This window comes from Phytohabitans kaempferiae (assembly GCF_042433955.1).
GTDB lineage: Bacteria > Actinomycetota > Actinomycetes > Mycobacteriales > Micromonosporaceae > Phytohabitans > Phytohabitans kaempferiae.
Genome location: NZ_JBHLUH010000094.1, coordinates 1 through 16,927, shown reverse-complemented (window position 1 = coordinate 16,927; position 16,927 = coordinate 1). Strand labels below are relative to the sequence as shown.

Here is a 16,927-nt window from a genome sequence, read left to right as displayed (position 1 = left end):
CTGACCTGCGTGGGCGATACTGGGTTTGAACCAGTGACCTCTTCCGTGTCAAGGAAGCGCGCTCCCACTGCGCCAATCGCCCGTATGTGGTGCGAGGTGGAGACGGGATTTGAACCCGTGTAGACGGCTTTGCAGGCCGTTGCCTCGCCTCTCGGCCACTCCACCGAGGTGACCCCCGACGTCTTGTCGCGGCCTCACTCCGAGCGGACGACGGGACTCGAACCCGCGACCCTCACCTTGGCAAGGTGATGCGCTACCAACTGCGCTACGTCCGCACTGCCAGCCGGGGTGTTTCCCGGCGACGGATGAGAACTTTAGCCGAGTCGCGAAGCAACTGCCAACTCGGTTGCCGCTCGGCGCGTCGTGTCGCGGCGAGGGCGGTCGGCCTGGTCAGCGCTCCGGGCGGCGTCCGACCGCGTAGCGGAAGGCGTTCACCAGGCGGTATCGACCATCCTCCGTGCGGTACGGGCGGGCGGCGGCCAGCACGATCGGTGCTCGTGCGGCGATCGTGTCGGGGTCTTCGCCCAGGAGTACGCCGCGGGCCAGTGTGTCGTCGTCGCTCGCGTGCCAGGGGAGCCGCACCAGGCCGGCGGTGACCAGTTCGAGGCCGCCCTCGGCGAGCAGGCGCTCCAGGCCGCCCGGCTGGCGCAGCTCGCCGTCGGGCATGGGCTCCTCGCCGTCCGCGTGGGCGACGGCTGCCTCGATCGTGTCCAGGTCGTTTTGGGAGCCTTCCGCCCAATTGGCAATGGCCACATAGCCGGCCACTGCGGTTGTTACGCGGACAAACTCCGCCAGTGCCTCCAGCGTGTCCTCGGCGAACTGGAGGGCGTTCACCGACACGACCAGGTCGAAGGTCGCGTCAGGCCAGGGCAGCCGCTCGGCGGAGCCCAGCCGGATGTCGGCCCCGGGGAGGCGGGCGCGCGCGTACTCGACCATGCCGGGCGCCGGGTCGATGCCGGCCACCGCCAGCCCGCGGGCGGCGGCGTACGCGAGGAGGTCGCCCGCGCCGCAGCCGACGTCGAGCAGGCGCGCGCCGGGCACCACGCCGCTCGCATCGAGGATCGCGTGCCAGGCGGGCTCGGCGAACCCGCCCCACAGCTCAGCCCAGCTCGCGGCGACGGTGGACCAGTGGTCCGGGTCGGCTCCATCCATGATCCGAGCATAGGTTTCGATAAATCTTGATGTCGCGCTCGTCCTGATCGTGCCGGGAACTGATGGCTTCCCCGGGAGGGTCCCGTCGCCATATACTTGCACTGTGAGTGTAAAAACATGGGCGGCGGGCGAGCTGCGGGCGTTGGTCCAGGAGTTGCTGGCCCACGACACGGGCGATCCGCTCGCCTTCCTCCGCGCCCGCTTCGACGCGGGGCTGGCGTGGGTGCACTTCCCGGTCGGGCTCGGCGGGCTGGGCGCGCCGCGCGCGCTCCAGGCGGTGGTCGACGCGGAGCTCGAAGCGGCGGGCGCGCCGGACAACGATCCCGGCCGGATCGGCATCGGGTTGGGCATGGCCGCGCCGACCATCCTGCGCCACGGCACGGAGGAGCAGCGCCGGCGCTTCCTCCGTCCACTCTGGACCGGCGAGGAGGTGTGGTGCCAGCTCTTCAGCGAGCCGGGCGCCGGATCCGACCTGGCCGCGGTCGGCACGCGAGCCGTCCGCGACGGAGACGCCTGGATCGTGAGCGGGCAGAAGGTGTGGAACTCGCTCGCCCACAAGGCGCGCTGGGGCATCCTGTTGGCACGCAGCGACCCTGACGCGCCCAAACACCGCGGGTTGACCTACTTCGTCTGCGACATGACCGCCCCCGGTGTCGAGGTGCGACCGCTGCGGCAGGCCACCGGCGAGGCGGAGTTCAACGAGGTCTTCCTCAGCGACGTGCGCCTCCCGGACGACCTGCGGCTGGGCGAGCCGGGCGAGGGCTGGGCGGTCGCCCGCACCACGTTGATGAACGAGCGGGTCGCGATCGGCGGCACCCCCGTGTCCCGCGAGGGCGGCCCGATCCAGCCGCTCGCGCAGACCTGGCGGGAGCGGCCCGAGTTGCGTACGCCGGGGATGCACGACGAGCTGATGCGGCTCTGGGTGCGGGCCGAGGCGGCGCGGCTGACCGGCGTGCGGCTGCGCCAGCGACTGGCCGCGGGCGAGCCGGGTCCGGAGGGCTCCGCGGTCAAGCTCGTCCACGCCACGCTCGCCCAGCGGATCACCGGCGTGGAGCTGGAGCTGCTCGGCCAGGAGGGGCTGCGGCACGACGACTGGAGCCTGCGCCGCCCGGACCGCACCGACGTCCTGGACCGCGTGGCGACACACCGATACCTGCGGGCCAAGGGCAACTCGATCGAAGGCGGCACCTCGGAGATCCTGCGCGGCATCATCGCCGAGCGCGTGCTGGGGCTGCCGGCCGAGCCGCGCACCGACACCGGCATCGCGTGGAAGGACCTGCCCCGATGAGCGCGTCCACGGTTCCCGACCTGCGCTACGACGACACCGAGGAGGACCTGCGGGCCAGCCTCCGCGCGCTGCTCTCCACAGAGGACCGTTTCACCGACACGCTGGCCCGGATCGACGGCGGTGAGCCGTACGACGCGAAGCTGTGGCGCGTGCTCGCGGGCGAGATGGGGCTCGCCGGGCTGCTCGTGCCCGAGGCGCTCGGCGGCGCCGGGGCGGGGCACCGGGTCACCTCGCTCGTGCTGGAGGAGCTGGGGCGCGCGGTGGCGCCGGTGCCGTACCTGGGCAGCGCCGTCGTCGCCACCACCGCCCTGCTCGCCTGCGACGCCTCCGACCTGCTGCGCCGCCTGGCCGGCGACCACATGATCGCGGCGCTCGCGGTGCCGTTCTCCCGGTCGCCCCACGAGAGCCCGCCGGCGACCGCCACCGCGACGGCGGGGAGGGTCGCCGGCACGATCACGAGCGTGGCGGACGCACTCCCGGCGGACGTGCTGCTGGCGCCGGCGGCGGATGGCCTCTGGGCGGTGGACGCCGAGGGTCCGGGCGTGGTCCGCACTCCGGTCGTCTCCCTCGACGCGACCCGGCAGCTCTGCGACCTCACGCTCGACGGCGCGCCGGGGGAGCGGATCGCGGACGGAGACGCCGGGCGCGCCGCCGTCCGCGCCGCGCTCACCGTCGGTGCCGCCCTGCTCGCCGCCGAGCAGCTCGGCGTCGCGTCGTGGTGCCTGGAGCGGACGGTGGCGTACGTGAAGGAGCGCCGCCAGTTCGGCCGCCCGGTCGGCTCGTTCCAGGCGGTCAAGCACCGGCTGGCCGACCTGTGGGTCGACGTCACGCAGGCGCGGGCGGTGGCCCGCTACGCGGCGGCATGCGCGGCCGCACCGGGCGCGGAGGCGGAGATCGCGGCCGCGCTGGCGCAGGCGCACTGCGGCCCGGTCGCGGTGACCGCGGCCGAGGAGTGCGTCCAGTTGCACGGCGGGATCGGCTTCACCTGGGAGTATCCGGCGCACCTGTACCTCAAGCGGGCCAAGGCGTCGGCGATCGCCTTCGGCACGGCCGACCGGCACCGCAAAGCCCTCGGCGATCTCGTCGACCTGCCCGCCGTCTGACTCCAAAGGGCAACCGCGTAACGAGCACGTAACAGGGGATTGGACCGCTCGATCCAACAACCTACACTCCTGGTGTAATCACCCGGTGAGGTGAGCATGGGCCTGGCGTTGCACGGCATCACCGCACGGTTCGGCGGACTGGTCGCGCTCGACGACGTGTCGATGCGCGTGCCGCCCGGCCACATCGTCGGTGTGATCGGGCCCAACGGCGCCGGCAAGACCACGCTTTTCAATGTCGTGTGTGGCTTCGTCGCGCCGTCCGCCGGCTCGATGACGCTCGACGGCGCGCCGCTGCGCCTCCGGCCCCACCGGCTCACCGCGCACGGCATCGCCCGCACGCTCCAGGGGGTCGGGCTCTTCGACGGCCTGACCGTGCTGGAAAACGTGATGGTGGGGGCGAGCCACACGGCCCGCGCCGGCTTCGTGCCGGCACTCCTCGGGCTGCCGTGGAGCGACCGCGACGAGCGCCGCCTGCGCGCGCTGGCGATGGAGTGCCTGGCCGAGGTGGGCGCGGAGGGATACGCGGGCGCCGCGCCGGCCACTTTGCCGTACGCGGTGCGCAAGCGGGTCGCCCTCGCCCGCGCGCTCGCCGCCCGGCCCCGCCTGCTCCTGCTCGACGAGCCGGCCGGCGGCCTCGGCGCCGAGGAGGTCGAGGAGTTGGGCCAGCTGATCCGGTCGCTGCCCGAGCGGGGCGGTGGCGACTGCGCGGTCGTGTTGGTCGAGCACCACATGGATTTGGTGATGGCGGTCTGCGACGAGATCGTGGTGCTCGACTTCGGCCGCGTGGTCGCCGCCGGCACGCCCGACGAGGTGCGCGACAACCCCGCCGTCGCGGAGGCATACCTGGGCGCCGATGCGAGCACAGTGGACGCGGAGGCACCGGCATGACCGAGTCCATCCTGGAGGTTCGCGGCCTGGTCGCCGGCTACGGAGCCGCGCCGGTGCTGCGCGAGGTCGACCTGACCGTCCCGCGCGGTGCGATCACCGCCGTGCTGGGCGCCAACGGGGCCGGCAAGACCACGCTGTTGCGTACCCTCTCGGGGCTCCTGAAGCCCACCGCGGGCCGGATCGTCTTCGACGGCACCGACCTGCGCGGATCCAAAGTGGAGCACCTCGTGCGGCGCGGGCTCGCGCACGTGCCGCAGGGCCGGGGGGTCGTGGCCGAGCTGACCGTCGAGGAAAACTTGCGCCTCGGCGGCCTGTGGCGCGGTGACGCCGCCGGCCTCCGGCGTGACATGGCCGAGGCATACGAGCTGCTTCCGGCCCTCGCCCGCCGGCGCGGACACAGTGGACACCAGCTCTCCGGCGGCGAGCGGCAGATGCTCGCGCTCGCCCGTGCACTGGTCGGGCGGCCGCGGCTGCTGCTGCTCGACGAGCCGTCGCTGGGGCTGGCGCCCCGCGTCACCGCCCAGATCATGGCGCTGCTGCGGCGGCTGCGCGACACCGGCGGGCTCACCGTGCTACTGGTCGAGCAGAACGTGCGGGGCGCCCTCTCCGTGGCCGACGACGGCGTGGTCATGTCGCTCGGCCGGATCGCCGTGACCGCCCCGGCGGCGCGGCTGCGCGACGACACCGCGCTGCGCCACGCATACCTGGGCTTCTGAAGGGAGGGGGCCGGTGGACCGGTTCGTGTTCCTCACGTTCGACGGGCTGTCCCGCGGCGCGGTCTACGCCGCGTTCGCGCTGGCGCTGGTGCTCATCTGGCGGGGCGCCCGGATCGTCAACTTCGCGCAGGGCGCGATGGCGGTGGCCACCGTCTACGCCGCCTACAGCGTCACCGCCGCCACCGGCTCGTACTGGCTGGGCTTCGCCGCCGCGCTCCTCAGTGGACTGGCGCTCGGCGTGCTGGTGGAGCGGGGCGTGATGCGCTTCGTCGGCCACGCCTCGCCGCTCAACGCGGTCATCGTCGCGTTGGGACTCGTGCTGGTCATCCAGGCCGGGCTGGGCATGGCGTACGGCAACGAGTACCGGCCCGCCGAGGCGCCCTTCAGCCGCACCGCGTTCACGGTCGGCGGGCTCGCCTTCCTCTCCCGGTACGACCTCTTCGTCTTCGGGGCCGTGGTGGTGCTGATGGTCGGGCTGGCGCTGCTGTTCACGCGTACGCCGGTCGGGCTGCGGCTGCGGGCCGCGGCGTTCGCCCCGGAGGTCTCCCGCCTGCTCGGCGTCAACGTGGCCGGCATGCGGACGCTGGCCTGGGCGCTCGCCTCGGCGGTCGGCGCGCTCGCCGCGATGCTGGTCGTACCGACCGGACTCGGCCTCCATCCCACCTCGATGGACCTGGTCTTCGTCACCGCCTTCACCGGCGCGGTGGTGGGCGGGCTGGACAGCCCGCTGGGCGCCGTCGCCGGCGGTCTCACCGTCGGGCTCGTCCTCTCCTATGTCAGCGGGTACGCGGGCGCGGAGATGACCCCGCTCGCGGTGCTGGCCCTGCTGCTCGCGGTGCTGCTGGTGCGCCCCTCCGGCCTCTTCTCCGGCGTCGCGGCGAGGCGCGTGTGAACGCGCTCCGGCAGTCCACAGTGGTGCGCCACCTCGCGCTGACAGCGGTGGCGGCGGCCGCGCTGCTCGCCCTCACGTACGGGCTCGCGCCGTTCCGCAACTACCAGCTCGCCACCGTGGCCGCGTACCTCTGCGCGACCGCCGGGCTGACCGTCCTCACCGGACTGAGCGGGCAGCTCTCACTCGGGCACGGCGCGCTGATGGCCACCGGCGCCTACCCGGTCGCGCTGGCGCAGAACGCGTTTCGTGACCGGGAAATCAGTGAGGGCTGGGTCCTGCCGGTGTCGCTCGCGATCGGCGTGGCCACCGCGCTCGTCGCCGGGCTGGTGGTGGGGCTCGCGGCGGCACGGCTGCGAGGGCCGTACCTTGCCGGTGTCACGCTCGCCGTCGCGGTCATCGTGCCGGCGATCACCACCGCGTTCGACGGCGTCTTCAACGGCGACCAAGGGCTCTCCATCTTCGTCGAGCCACCGCCGCTCGCGCTCGGCGCCACGTTCCCGTACGAGCGGTGGCAGGCCTGGCTCGCGCTCACCGGTGCGCTGCTCACCATGTTCCTGCTCGCCAACCTGGTGCGCAGCCGGTACGGGCGGCAGTTCCGGGCGGTCCGCGACGACGAGGTGGCCGCCCGCCTCGCCGGCATCAACGTGGCGCGTACCCAGGTGCTCGCGTTCGTGGTGAGCGCGGCGTGCGCGGGGCTCGGGGGAGGGCTGCTGGCCGTGCTCGCGCAGAGCGTCTCGCCCGGCGCGTTCTCGCTGACGCTGTCGCTGTTCCTCGTGATGGCCGTCGTCATCGGCGGCCTGGGGCGCCTCGCCGGCGCGGTGTGGGGTGCGGTGCTGCTGGTGCTGCTCCCCGAGGCGACCCACTCGCTGACCGAGGCGCTCTCGCTCTCGCCGGCCGCCGCCCAGCGGCTCGACGGCAACCTTCCACTGGCGATCTTCGGCAGCACGCTGGTCGCCGTCATGCTCCTCGCGCCCGGCGGCGTCCAGGGCCTGCTGGCCCGCGCGGGCGGGCGGATCCGCGCCGGGAGGTGGGGCGGGGGCCGGCGGGGCGCCGGTCCGGCCGACCGACCCCCGGAGCAGCGCCGGCCGGTGACCCAGCCGCCGGCGGACCACGCCGTGTGACCACAGAGAGGTGGGTATCCATGCAGCTCAAGCAGTTTCTGGCCGCCGGCGCGTCGGTCGCGCTGGTGCTGGCCGCCGCGGCGTGCGGCGGTGACGACGGAGGTGGCGGCAGCGCGGCCGTCCCCGGCGTGACCGACACCGAGGTCGTGGTCGGCACGCACATGCCCCTCACCGGCCAGGCCTCGGCCGGCTACTCGAAGATCGCGCCGGCCACGAAGGCGTACTTCGACCACGTCAACGCCAACGGCGGCGTGCACGGCCGGAAGATCACGTACAAGATCATGGACGACGCGTACAACCCGGCCAACACGCAGCAGGTGGTGCGCCAGCTCGTGCTCCAGGACAAAGTCTTCGCGATCCTCAACGGTCTCGGCACCGGTACGCACACCGGCGTGCTCGACTTCCTCGCCAGCAACCGCGTGCCCGACCTCTTCGTCGCCTCCGGCAGCCGCAGCTGGGACCAGCCGGACAAGTACCCGGGGACGTTCGGCTTCAACCCGGACTACACGGTCGAGGGCAAGATCCTGGCCACGTACATCGAGCAGAACTTCGCTGGGCAGAAGGTCTGCTTCCTCGGCCAGGACGACGACTTCGGGCGGGACAGCCTGCTCGGCGTGGAGAACGTCCTCGGCGCGAACGGCGTGGGCGTGAAGGAGAAGTACGTCACCAGCAACCCCAACGTCGGCCCGCAGGTGGGCGCGCTCAAGGCGGGCGGCTGCCAGGTGGTCGTGCTGGCCACGGTGCCGCCGTTCACCGCGCTGGCGATCGGCACCGCGGCCCGGCTCGGCTTCCGTCCACAGTGGGTGGTGTCCAATGTGGGCGCCGACCTCACCACGCTCGCCGGCCTCCTCGGCGAGAACAAGGCGCTGCTCGAAGGGCTGCTCGCGGTCAACTACCTGCCGTCGCAGTTCGACCTGGACGACCCGTGGACCGCGCTGTTCAAGCGGATCAACGATCAGTACAACGCGGCCGCGCCGTTCGACGGCAACATCGTGTACGGCATGGCGGTCGGCTACCTCTTCGTGCAGGCGCTCCAGGCCGCCGGCAAGGACCTGACCCGCGAGGGCATCACCGAGGCCGTGGAGAAGGGCGGCTTCCGCGGGCCCGGTCTCGCGCCGCTGCGCTTCTCCGCCGACGACCATTCCGGGTACGGTGGGCTGCGGATGACCAAGGTCACCGGGAGCACGCAGGAGTACTTCGGCCCCATCTACGAGACCGACGAGGCGGACGGTCCGGTGCGGGAGTACGCGGAGCAGCCGCCAGCGCCGCCGTCCAACGGGATACCCGCGGCGTGAGCGAGCGGTGCCCGCGCGGCCGGCTCCCGCCGTGCGGGCACCGCCTACCCGGGAGGGGTACACAGTGGATGGAGCCGGCGCGGCGGCACTGCGGCTGGCGGGCGCGGTCACGGTCGTGACCGGCGGCGGCTCGGGCATCGGCGCGGCACTGGCCCGGCGCTTCGCCGAGCGGGGCGCGGTGGTGGTGGTCAACGACCTCGACACGGATGCCGCCCGGGGCGTCGCGGAGCGTGTGGGCGGCGTCGCGCTCTCCGGCGACGCGGGCGACCCGGCAGCGGTGGGCCAGCTCGTGGCGACCGTCTGGGAGCGCTACGGCGGGATCGACCTCTTCTGCGCCAACGCGGGCGTCGCCGCCGACGAGGCGACCGGCGATCCTGACGCCGCGTGGGAGCTGTCGTGGCGGGTCAACGTGATGGCCCACGTGTACGCCGCCCGGGCCCTGCTGCCCCGATGGCTGGCGGCCGGGCGGGGGCGGCTGCTGGTCACCGCCTCGGCGGCCGGTCTGCTGACCATGCTCGGCGGTGCGCCGTACGCGGTCACCAAGCACGCGGCGATCGGCTACGCGGAGTGGCTGCGCGCCACGTACCACCACCGGGGCATCACCGTGCAGGCGCTCTGCCCGCAGGGCGTCCGTACGCCGATGCTCGACCGGGCGGGGCGGGCCGGCGCGCTCCTGGAGGAGGGCGCGATCGGTGCCGAGGAGGTGGCCGACCGGGTCGAGGAGGCGCTGGCCGGCGACCGGTTCCTGGTGCTGCCGCACGCCGAGGTGGCCGAGCACTACCGCCGCCGGGCGACCGACCCCGATCGCTGGCTGCGCGCCATGAACGGCATCCAGCGTTCCCTGGAGTCATCTGATCAAGGAACGACCTAGACTCGGCGCATGACCGGGACGGAGGCGGCGGGACGCGTGGACGGCCGGACCGCGCGGGCGGAGCGTACCCGCCGGGCGATCGTGGAGGCTCACCTCGCGCTGATCTCCGAGGGCGACCTGCGCCCGACCGGCGAGCGCATCGCGGAGCGGGCCGGCATCTCGCTGCGCACGCTCTGGATCAACTTCAAGGACATGGAGACGCTGTTCGAGGCGAGCGGCGTGACGGTGCTGGAGCGGCAGGACGCGGCATACCGGCAGGTGCCGACCGACCTGCCGCTGCGGCAGCGGGTCGACGCGTACTGCCGGCAGCGCGCCGAGCTGATGCAGATGTTCGCGCCGATCTTCAAGGCCGCGGCGATGCGCGAGCCCACCTCGCCCCAGCTGCGCCGCAACCGCGCCAAGCACATCGGGCGGGTACGCCGGGAGGTGGAGCAGCTCTTCGCCCCGGAGCTGCAACTGGCCGGCCCGGGGGCGGGGGAGCTGGTCGACGCACTGGTCGCCGCGAGCATGTGGCCGGCGTGGTCGATGCTCCGCGACGGGCTGGGGCTGGACTGCGAGGGGGCGCGGCGGGCGATGACCCGCACGGTCTCGGCGCTGCTGGTCGCCGCGATCGCGGCGAGCGTGGGCCCGCCCGCGTCTTAGGGCTGTCATAAGGGGCATGTCCGGCCCGCGGCGGACCCGGACCAGACGGCGTCCGGCGGCACCGGACACCGCCTGGACCTCGGCTCGACCGACCCTGATGAACAGGCCCTGAGGCTGGCGGGCCCGTTACGGGCGTCAGCGCAGCCGCGAGCTGAGCATCTGCTTGCCCTGCTCGGCGCCCTTGCGGCTCTCGCTCTGCGCGCGCCGGAAGAAGTCGGCGAGCTCCTGGTCACCCGCGCGCTCGGCATCCTGGATGTAGGTCTCCAGGCGCAGCGCGTTTTTCAGGCACGCCTCGGTAAACCAGATGATGTTGTAGTCCTTGTCCTTCGTACCGGTGATCTGGCCGGTCTCCTGTGTCATCGTCATGCCCATCGGCTACCCGCGATGGCGCGATCCATGCCTCACAGGTCGTCGAAGGGCGCGGCGTAGGTGAACGGGCCGCGCAGCGACTCCCGGTGCGCGGTCAGCGGCCGCGCCTGGAAGTGCGCGCCCCACTCGGCCACCGGCGGCGTGATGCCCAGCTCGGCGGCGGCGCGGAAGCCGAAGCGCGGGTAGTAGTCGGTGTGCCCGAGCAGCACCACGACCGGCTCGTCGAGCGCGTCGGCCGCGCCGAGCACCGCGTACATGAGCGCCGATCCCACGCCGCGCCGCTGCCACGCCGGCGCGACGCCGAGCGGGCCGAGGCCGAGCGCGACCGGCTCGCCGGCGATCCGTGCGCGCGTGCAGACCACGTGCCCCACCACCGCCCCGTCGGGTGCGGCGCAGACCAGCGAGAGCGCCGGCAGCCAGGCGTCGCTGGCGCGCAGGGCGTCGACCAGGCCGGCCTCCACCGGTACCCCATCGGGATCGTCAGGTGCCGCGAAGGCCGCGCTGTGGACGGCCCGGACCGCGGCGGTGTCGGCGGGGGTCTCGCGTCTGACCAACATCCGCGCCACCGTAGCGGTGCGCCCGCCTCCGCGCAGCCGATTTCTCAGAGCGGGGAAATGATCTGAAAGCGGTGGTACGCAGGCTGAGTGGCCGCGAAAAAGACCGTTTGGGAAGAGGTGCCGGAATCAGGGGCATCGCGGCCGACTGATTTGTGCAACGCTGCTCCTCGTTCGCGCGTCTTGGTGGCGAAGCGGTCGTTCATAGGGGGAGCGGTGGCGGTCGTGCGGATGCCGGAGCCTGTGCTGCGGGCACTGCCGGCGTTGGGCGTGTTCGTGGGGCTGCACCTGGCCGGCGTGGTGGTGCTGGCGGTGATCTCGCACCAGGTGGGCGGCTGGGATGTACCCAGCCTGCTGGGCAACCGCTACGACTCGCACTGGTACTCGCGGATCGCCAACGACGGGTACGGCCCGCACGCGCCCAAGGCGTACGCGATGTTTCCGCTCTTCCCGGCGATGATCGCGGTGCTGGCACCGATCACGCCCGGTCCATCGTGGACGGCGGGAGTGCTCATCGCGTGGGGCGCGGCGCTGGCCGCCGCGTGGGGCCTCTACCTGCTCGGCGCGCACCTGCGCGACCGGCGCACCGGCATCCTGCTGGTCGCTCTCTGGGCGGTGCTGCCGCACGCGGTCATCCAGGTGAGCGGCTACACCGAGAGCCTGTTCACCGCGTTCGCGGCGTGGGCGCTGTACGCGCTGGTCAGCGGCCGATGGGTGATCGCCGGCGGGCTCACCCTGGTCGCGGGCCTCACCCGCCCGTCGGCATCCGCGCTGGTCGCCGCGGTGGGACTCGCCGCCGCGGTGGCGGTGGTCCGGGGGCGGGACGGCTGGCGGCCGTGGCTGTGCGGCGCGCTCGCCCCGGTCGGCTTCCTCGGCTACGTCGGCTGGGTCGGCCTGCGGATGGACCGCTGGGACGGATACTTCTGGGTGCAGGCCAACGAGTGGGGGTCCAAGTTCGACGGTGGTGGATACACGGTCGAGGCGCTCTGGCAGTACCTGACCCGCCGCTCCGACATCGCCTTCTACGTGTGCGCGTTCGCGCTGCTGGCCGCCCTCCTGCTGGTGGTGCTGCTGGCGGTGGAGCGGTGGCCGTGGCCGCTTTTCGTCTACGGCGCGGTGCTGTTCGCCACCATCGTGGCCACCGCGGGCTACTTCCACTCCAAGGCACGGCTGCTGGTGCCCGCGTTCACGCTGCTGTTGCCGATCGCCGCGGGCATGGCGAAGATACGCGTGCGCAACGCCGCGCTGATCATCGGCGTGCTGGCGCTCTTCTCCGCTTGGTACGGGGCGTACCTGCTGCTCATCTGGCGCTATTCGCCCTGATGCCCGGGAGTCCGCCACCTCCCGCCGGGCTCGCCTCCCCTTGACACTGTTAGTCAACTTTACTTACCTTTTCCATCGACACTCTCGGATCGATGGAGGAGACTATGGCGAAGGTGCGCATCCTGTTGGCCGCGCTCCTGGCGCTGGGCGTGGGCACCGCCGGGATCGTGGTGGCCGGCCCCGCACAGGCCGCCTCGGTGACGGCGACGTTCACCAAGGTGCAGGACTGGGGCTCCGGCTACGAAGCCAAGATGACCATCACGAACGGCACGGGCAGCTCGCTCACCGGATGGACCGTCGCCTTCGACCTGCCGTCGGGCTCGCGGGTCGGCAGCTACTGGGACGCGCTGCTGACCAGTTCGGGCAACCGGCACACGTTCCGCAACCGCGAGTACAACGGGACGCTCGCCGCCGGCGCCAGCACGACGTTCGGCTTCATCGGCAGCGGTCCGGGCGTACCGGCCGGATGCACGGTCAACGGCGCGCCGTGCGGTGGTGGCCCGGTGCCGACCACGGCTCCGCCCTCCTCGTCCCCGCCGCCATCGTCCCCGCCGCCATCGTCCCCGCCGCCGTCGTCCCCGCCCCCCACCTCGCCGCCGCCCACCACCGGCACGCCGGTCGCCAACAACGGGCAGCTGCGCGTGTGCGGCACCAAGCTCTGCAACCGGAACGGGCAGCCGATCCAGCTGCGCGGCATGAGCACGCACGGCATCCAGTGGTTCTCCAGCTGCTACAGCAACGCGACCTTCGACGCGTTGGCCACCGACTGGCGGGCCGACGTCGTGCGCATCTCCATGTACATCCAGGAGGACGGCTACGAGACCAACCCTCGGCTCTTCACCGACCGCGTGCACAGCTACATCGAGCAGGTCAGCGCGCGGGGCATGTACGTGATCGTGGACTGGCACATGCTCACGCCCGGTGACCCCAACTACAACCTGTCGCGCGCCCGCACGTTCTTCACCGAGATCGCCCAGCGGCACGCCGGCAAGCCCAACCTCCTGTACGAGGTCGCCAACGAGCCGAACGGCGTGAGCTGGGCGAGCATCAAGTCCTACGCCGAGCAGATCATCCCGGTGATCCGCGCCCAGGACCCGGACGGCGTCGTGCTGGTGGGCACGCGCGCCTGGTCGTCACTCGGCGTCTCCGAGGGCGCCAGCGAGGCCGAGGTGGTCAACAACCAGGTCAACGCCTCCAACATCATGTACACGTTCCACTTCTACGCGGCCTCGCACGGACAGTCCTACCTGGACACACTGTCCCGCGCGGCGGACCGGATCCCGATGTTCGTGACCGAGTTCGGCACGCAGACCTCCAGCGGTGACGGCGCGAACGACTTCAACCGCGCCCAGCAGTACCTGAACCTCATGGCCACGAAGCAGATCAGCTGGGTCAACTGGAACCTCTCCGACGACTTCCGCAGCGGCGCGGTCTTCACGACCGGCACCTGCCCCAACGGCCCGTACGCCGGCACGAGCCGCCTCAAGCCGGCCGGCTCGTGGATCCGCGACCGCATCCGCAACCGCTAGGTACAGTCTCGTCCCGGGCGGCCGTGGGGCCTGGCACCCCGCGGCCGCCCGCCGGGCTCAGCGCAGTGGGCGGAAGGCCGCCCGCAGCTCCTCGGTGAAGAGCTCCGGCTCCTCCCAGGCGGCGAAGTGGCCGCCCCGGTCGACCTGGTTGAAGTAGATGAGGTCGCGGTACGCCTTCTCGGTCCAGCTACGCGGCGCGCGGTAGATCTCGCCGGGGAACACCGTCACCGCCACCGGGACCGAGACGTCGTCGGTGTGCTGGGCCGCCGCGCTGAAATTGTTGTTGTTGTTCTCCCAGTAGAGCTGCGCGGAGGAGACGGCACTGTTGGTGAGCCAGTAGAGCGAGATGTCGTCGAGCATCTCGTCTCTGGTGAGCGAGCGCTCGGGCTCCCCGCCGCTGTACGTCCACTGCGCGAACTTGTCGTACATCCAGGCGGCCAGGCCGGCGGGCGAGTCGGTCAGCCCGTACCCCACGGTCTGCGGGCGGGTCATCATCATGACGCCGTACGCCCCGTTCTGTGCGAAGAAGGTGCTCAGCGCCTCGAACGCGGCCCGCTCGTCGTCGGCGAGTCCGGACGGCGGCGGTTCACCGCTGTCGATCGCCTTCGCCAGGTCGCCCGGCACGGTCGGCGGCATGTTGACGTGGATGCCGAGCAGCCCTGGCGGTGCCTGGCGGCCCATCGCGTCCGCCACGACCGCGCCCCAGTCGCCGCCCTGTGAGACGTACCGGTCGTAGCCCAACCGTCCCATCAGCTCGTGCCAGGCCCGCCCGATGCGGTCGGGATCCCAGCCCGGGCTGCGCGGCCGCTCTGAGAAGCCGTAGCCGGGCATCGAGGGGATGACCAGGTCGAAGGCGTCCTCGGCCCGCCCACCGTACGCGGTGGGGTTGGTGAGCGGGCCGATCACCTTCAGCAGCTCCAGGATCGAGCCGGGCCAGCCGTGCGTGATGATCAGCGGCAGTGCGTCCGGTTGCGTCGAGCGGACGTGGATGAAGTGAATGTCGAGGCCGTCGATGTCGGTGACGTACTGCGGCAGCGTGTTGAGCCTCGCCTCGACCCTGCGCCAGTCGTAGTCCGTGCCCCAGTAGCGGACGAGGTCCTGGATCTTCCGGAGCTGGACGCCCTGCGACTGGTCCGCGACCGTCTCCCGGTCGGGCCACCGTGTCGCGAGCACGCGGTGGCGCAGGTCGGTGAGGTCCGACTCCGGGACCTTGACACGAAACGGGCGTACATCGTTCGGGGTCGGCATAGGGACGACGCTAGCCACGGGCGGGCACCGCCCGCCTCGCCAATTCCGGGTGAACGCGGAGATTTCCGCCCGCCTGGTCCGCGTGCGGCGCCGCCGGCGGCGTGGGCGCGCTCGTGAGAGAGTTGGCCAGGTGAGCGATCCCATCCGCGCGGCCATCATCGGATACGGGCTGGCGGGCCGCGTCTTCCACGCCCCGCTGATCAGCGCCGACCCGGCGTACGAGCTGGCCGGCATCGTCACCGCCAACCCCGAGCGGTCGGCCGCGGCGGCCTCGCGCCACCCCGGCGCGCGCATCTTCCCCACTGTGGACGATCTGCTCGCCGCCGACGGCTTCGACCTCGTCGTGGTCGGCGCGCCCACTCCCGAGCACGCGGCCATCGCGACCCGCACGCTCGAGCGTGGGCTGGCCACCGTCGTCGACAAGCCATTGGCGGTACGGAGTCTGGAGGCCGCCCAGCTCATCGAGCTGGCCGAGCTTCGCGGTGTCCCGCTGACCGTCTTCCAGAACCGGCGCTGGGACGGCGACTTCCTGACCGTGCGCAAGCTGGTCGAGGCGGGCGCGCTCGGCGACGTGTGGCGCTTCGAGTCGCGCTTCGAGTGGCACAGCACCCGCCCTCGCCCGCCGTGGAAGCAGGAGACGAGCGGCGCCGACGGCGGTGGCGTGGCGTACGACATCGGCGCCCACCTCATCGACCAGGCGGTACGCCTCTTCGGGCCGGTCACGTCGTACTACGGCGAGCTCGACCGGCACCGCCCCGGCGCGGTCAACGACGACGACAGCTTCATCGCGCTCAGCCACGCCTCGGGCGTACGCTCGCACCTCGCGATGAGCAGCATGGTGGCGCAGCGGGGGTTCAGGTTCCGCGTGCTGGGCTCCGGCGCGGCGTACACCAAGTGGGGGCTCGACCCGCAGGAGTCGCAGCTCGCATCCGGGATGTCGCCGCTCGACGAGGGCTTCGGCGTGGAGCCGGCGGAGGCGTGGGGCAAGCTGGGGCGCGAGCCCGACGTCGAGCCGGTGCCGACCGAGCGGGGCGGCTACCGCGAGTTCTACGCGCGGCTGGCGGCGGCCTTGCGCGGCTCCGGCCCGTTGCCGGTAGACCCGCGCGAAGCGTTCGTGGCGATCGGGATCATCGAGTCACTGCACCGCGCGGCTCGGTAGGGAGCTGTCGGGCTCAGTCGTGAAACGAGGCGCGGGCCAACTCGCCCGGCGCGGCGCCGGCCTGGGCGACCACCTCGCCGGTCGGGGTGCGGATGCTGGAATGGCCGGCCGTCGTGGCGAAGCCGCCGCCCGTGGGGCCGGCGAAGCTGGCCACCGCCACCCACACGCGGTGCGTGGTCGCGGTGCGGTGGGCGCGCTCCTCCAGCTTGGCGACCGAGTCTTCGGCGACGCCCGCCACGTACGCGTCGATGCCGAGCGCCGCCGTGTCGGCCGCGTGCTGGGGTACGCCGGTGTCCTTGCAGATCGCCAGCCCGAGCCGCCAGCCGTCGACGTCGATCGCGGCCGGCTTGTCGCCGGGCACGAAATGTCCGGGCTCGTCGCCGGCGATGTTGATTTTGCGGTACGCCACCGTGACGCCGCTCCCCGCCACCCCCAGCATCGCGATGTGCCGGCCGCGCTCGCCCTCGACCGGGGCGCCCACCAGCGCGAGCGTGCCCGCCGCCGCGCACGCCTCGACGAGCGCCCCGAGCCGCGGGTCGGTGATGTCCACAGTGGTGGCTTCCAGCTCGTACCCAGTGAGGGAGAGCTCGGGGAAGACCACGACGCGCGTGCCCGCGGCCCGGACCACGGCGGCGTGCGTGGCCACGTTGGTGGCCAGGTCGTGTGAGACGGTCGGTGGCTGGGCGACGGCGATGGTCAGCGGCTCACGCATGGGGCGAATCTAGCGGTAGTTTGTTGACTTAGGTCCGATTTGAGTTGTAGCTTCAGGTTAGGGTG

General features: G+C 72.4%; 18 protein-coding genes and 3 tRNA genes. 12 read left to right on the top strand and 9 right to left on the bottom strand.

Features of this window, described 5'->3' with window-relative positions:
- Positions 1-10: 10 nt before the first annotated feature.
- The 4 genes from ACFFIA_RS40715 to ACFFIA_RS40700 form a co-directional block, all read right to left on the bottom strand.
- Positions 11-82 (bottom strand) — tRNA-Val (locus ACFFIA_RS40715).
- A 12-nt stretch (positions 83-94) separates the two neighbouring features.
- A tRNA-Cys gene (locus ACFFIA_RS40710) sits at positions 95-165 on the bottom strand.
- Positions 166-202: 37 nt separating this feature from the next.
- A tRNA-Gly gene (locus ACFFIA_RS40705) sits at positions 203-275 on the bottom strand.
- 115 nt (positions 276-390) lie between these two features.
- Complete coding sequence (locus ACFFIA_RS40700) at positions 391-1,152, bottom strand: class I SAM-dependent methyltransferase (protein ID WP_377262186.1); 762 nt, start codon at positions 1,150-1,152, stop codon at positions 391-393.
- A 103-nt stretch (positions 1,153-1,255) separates the two neighbouring features.
- Between ACFFIA_RS40700 and ACFFIA_RS40695 the strand changes: the two genes are divergently transcribed.
- The 9 genes from ACFFIA_RS40695 (at position 1,256) to ACFFIA_RS40655 (ending at position 9,968) form a co-directional block, all read left to right on the top strand.
- Positions 1,256-2,440 carry an acyl-CoA dehydrogenase family protein gene (locus ACFFIA_RS40695; RefSeq protein ID WP_377262183.1) on the top strand — a complete coding sequence of 395 codons (1,185 nt, stop codon included), beginning with the start codon at positions 1,256-1,258 and terminating at the stop codon, positions 2,438-2,440.
- The gene (locus ACFFIA_RS40690; RefSeq protein ID WP_377262180.1) at positions 2,437-3,543 is read left to right on the top strand and encodes an acyl-CoA dehydrogenase family protein; all 1,107 of its coding nucleotides are present in this window, start codon (positions 2,437-2,439) and stop codon (positions 3,541-3,543) included. The genes ACFFIA_RS40695 and ACFFIA_RS40690 overlap by 4 nt, the downstream gene beginning before the upstream one ends.
- A 96-nt stretch (positions 3,544-3,639) precedes the next feature.
- Positions 3,640-4,431: an ABC transporter ATP-binding protein gene (locus tag ACFFIA_RS40685; protein ID WP_377262177.1), complete on the top strand. Its 792-nt coding sequence runs from the start codon at positions 3,640-3,642 to the stop codon at positions 4,429-4,431.
- Positions 4,428-5,147: an ABC transporter ATP-binding protein gene (locus ACFFIA_RS40680; protein WP_377262174.1), complete on the top strand. Its 720-nt coding sequence runs from the start codon at positions 4,428-4,430 to the stop codon at positions 5,145-5,147. The genes ACFFIA_RS40685 and ACFFIA_RS40680 overlap by 4 nt, the downstream gene beginning before the upstream one ends.
- Positions 5,148-5,160: 13 nt before the next feature.
- On the top strand, positions 5,161-6,039 hold the full coding sequence (locus ACFFIA_RS40675; RefSeq protein ID WP_377262171.1) for a branched-chain amino acid ABC transporter permease: 879 nt from the start codon (positions 5,161-5,163) through the stop codon (positions 6,037-6,039).
- A complete protein-coding gene (locus tag ACFFIA_RS40670; protein ID WP_377262168.1) occupies positions 6,036-7,160 on the top strand; it encodes a branched-chain amino acid ABC transporter permease in 1,125 nt (374 codons plus the stop codon). Before ACFFIA_RS40675 ends, ACFFIA_RS40670 begins: the two co-directional genes overlap by 4 nt.
- 20 nt (positions 7,161-7,180) lie before the next feature.
- Positions 7,181-8,455, top strand: a complete 1,275-nt coding sequence (locus tag ACFFIA_RS40665) for an ABC transporter substrate-binding protein (protein ID WP_377262165.1) — start codon at positions 7,181-7,183, stop codon at positions 8,453-8,455.
- Positions 8,456-8,486: 31 nt separating this feature from the next.
- Positions 8,487-9,326: an SDR family NAD(P)-dependent oxidoreductase gene (locus ACFFIA_RS40660; RefSeq protein WP_377262162.1), complete on the top strand. Its 840-nt coding sequence runs from the start codon at positions 8,487-8,489 to the stop codon at positions 9,324-9,326.
- 9 nt (positions 9,327-9,335) lie between these two features.
- Complete coding sequence (locus ACFFIA_RS40655) at positions 9,336-9,968, top strand: TetR/AcrR family transcriptional regulator (RefSeq protein WP_377262159.1); 633 nt, start codon at positions 9,336-9,338, stop codon at positions 9,966-9,968.
- Between the two features lie 135 nt (positions 9,969-10,103).
- On the opposite strand, the gene ACFFIA_RS40650 is transcribed toward ACFFIA_RS40655, so the two are convergent.
- Genes ACFFIA_RS40650 through ACFFIA_RS40640 form a run of 3 tightly spaced genes read right to left on the bottom strand, consistent with a single transcriptional unit; the run spans position 10,104 to position 11,097 of the window.
- Positions 10,104-10,334: a hypothetical protein gene (locus ACFFIA_RS40650; RefSeq protein WP_377262156.1), complete on the bottom strand. Its 231-nt coding sequence runs from the start codon at positions 10,332-10,334 to the stop codon at positions 10,104-10,106.
- Between the two features lie 35 nt (positions 10,335-10,369).
- Positions 10,370-10,894 (bottom strand): GNAT family N-acetyltransferase, encoded by a 525-nt coding sequence (locus tag ACFFIA_RS40645; protein ID WP_377262153.1) that lies wholly within the window; start codon positions 10,892-10,894, stop codon positions 10,370-10,372.
- 44 nt (positions 10,895-10,938) lie between these two features.
- Complete coding sequence (locus tag ACFFIA_RS40640; RefSeq protein ID WP_377262150.1) at positions 10,939-11,097, bottom strand: hypothetical protein; 159 nt, start codon at positions 11,095-11,097, stop codon at positions 10,939-10,941.
- Between the two features lie 25 nt (positions 11,098-11,122).
- Here ACFFIA_RS40640 and ACFFIA_RS40635 point away from each other — a divergent pair, with 25 nt between their 5' ends.
- On the top strand, positions 11,123-12,214 hold the full coding sequence (locus tag ACFFIA_RS40635; protein ID WP_377262147.1) for a hypothetical protein: 1,092 nt from the start codon (positions 11,123-11,125) through the stop codon (positions 12,212-12,214).
- Positions 12,215-12,306: 92 nt separating this feature from the next.
- The gene (locus tag ACFFIA_RS40630; protein ID WP_377262145.1) at positions 12,307-13,743 is read left to right on the top strand and encodes a cellulase family glycosylhydrolase; all 1,437 of its coding nucleotides are present in this window, start codon (positions 12,307-12,309) and stop codon (positions 13,741-13,743) included.
- Positions 13,744-13,800: 57 nt separating this feature from the next.
- On the opposite strand, the gene ACFFIA_RS40625 is transcribed toward ACFFIA_RS40630, so the two are convergent.
- Complete coding sequence (locus tag ACFFIA_RS40625; protein WP_377262142.1) at positions 13,801-14,991, bottom strand: epoxide hydrolase family protein; 1,191 nt, start codon at positions 14,989-14,991, stop codon at positions 13,801-13,803.
- Between the two features lie 130 nt (positions 14,992-15,121).
- Here ACFFIA_RS40625 and ACFFIA_RS40620 point away from each other — a divergent pair, with 130 nt between their 5' ends.
- Positions 15,122-16,150: a Gfo/Idh/MocA family protein gene (locus tag ACFFIA_RS40620; RefSeq protein ID WP_377262141.1), complete on the top strand. Its 1,029-nt coding sequence runs from the start codon at positions 15,122-15,124 to the stop codon at positions 16,148-16,150.
- 13 nt (positions 16,151-16,163) lie between these two features.
- Here the strand turns inward: ACFFIA_RS40620 and ACFFIA_RS40615 are convergent, their stop codons facing one another.
- The gene (locus tag ACFFIA_RS40615; protein WP_377262139.1) at positions 16,164-16,862 is read right to left on the bottom strand and encodes a carbon-nitrogen hydrolase family protein; all 699 of its coding nucleotides are present in this window, start codon (positions 16,860-16,862) and stop codon (positions 16,164-16,166) included.
- Positions 16,863-16,927: the final 65 nt, after the last annotated feature.

What these genes read in the sequence shown, in the direction of transcription:
- ACFFIA_RS40700 (WP_377262186.1), bottom strand. Translation starts at nt 1,152, where the DNA reads ATGGATGGAGCCGACCCGGACCACTGGTCCACCGTCGCCGCGAGCTGG.
- ACFFIA_RS40690 (WP_377262180.1), top strand. Translation starts at nt 2,437, where the DNA reads ATGAGCGCGTCCACGGTTCCCGACCTGCGCTACGACGACACCGAGGAG.
- ACFFIA_RS40685 (WP_377262177.1), top strand. Translation starts at nt 3,640, where the DNA reads ATGGGCCTGGCGTTGCACGGCATCACCGCACGGTTCGGCGGACTGGTC.
- ACFFIA_RS40680 (WP_377262174.1), top strand. Translation starts at nt 4,428, where the DNA reads ATGACCGAGTCCATCCTGGAGGTTCGCGGCCTGGTCGCCGGCTACGGA.
- ACFFIA_RS40665 (WP_377262165.1), top strand. Translation starts at nt 7,181, where the DNA reads ATGCAGCTCAAGCAGTTTCTGGCCGCCGGCGCGTCGGTCGCGCTGGTG.
- ACFFIA_RS40655 (WP_377262159.1), top strand. Translation starts at nt 9,336, where the DNA reads ATGACCGGGACGGAGGCGGCGGGACGCGTGGACGGCCGGACCGCGCGG.
- ACFFIA_RS40650 (WP_377262156.1), bottom strand. Translation starts at nt 10,334, where the DNA reads ATGACGATGACACAGGAGACCGGCCAGATCACCGGTACGAAGGACAAG.
- ACFFIA_RS40645 (WP_377262153.1), bottom strand. Translation starts at nt 10,894, where the DNA reads ATGTTGGTCAGACGCGAGACCCCCGCCGACACCGCCGCGGTCCGGGCC.
- ACFFIA_RS40640 (WP_377262150.1), bottom strand. Translation starts at nt 11,097, where the DNA reads ATGAACGACCGCTTCGCCACCAAGACGCGCGAACGAGGAGCAGCGTTG.
- ACFFIA_RS40635 (WP_377262147.1), top strand. Translation starts at nt 11,123, where the DNA reads ATGCCGGAGCCTGTGCTGCGGGCACTGCCGGCGTTGGGCGTGTTCGTG.
- ACFFIA_RS40630 (WP_377262145.1), top strand. Translation starts at nt 12,307, where the DNA reads ATGGAGGAGACTATGGCGAAGGTGCGCATCCTGTTGGCCGCGCTCCTG.
- ACFFIA_RS40625 (WP_377262142.1), bottom strand. Translation starts at nt 14,991, where the DNA reads ATGCCGACCCCGAACGATGTACGCCCGTTTCGTGTCAAGGTCCCGGAG.
- ACFFIA_RS40615 (WP_377262139.1), bottom strand. Translation starts at nt 16,862, where the DNA reads ATGCGTGAGCCGCTGACCATCGCCGTCGCCCAGCCACCGACCGTCTCA.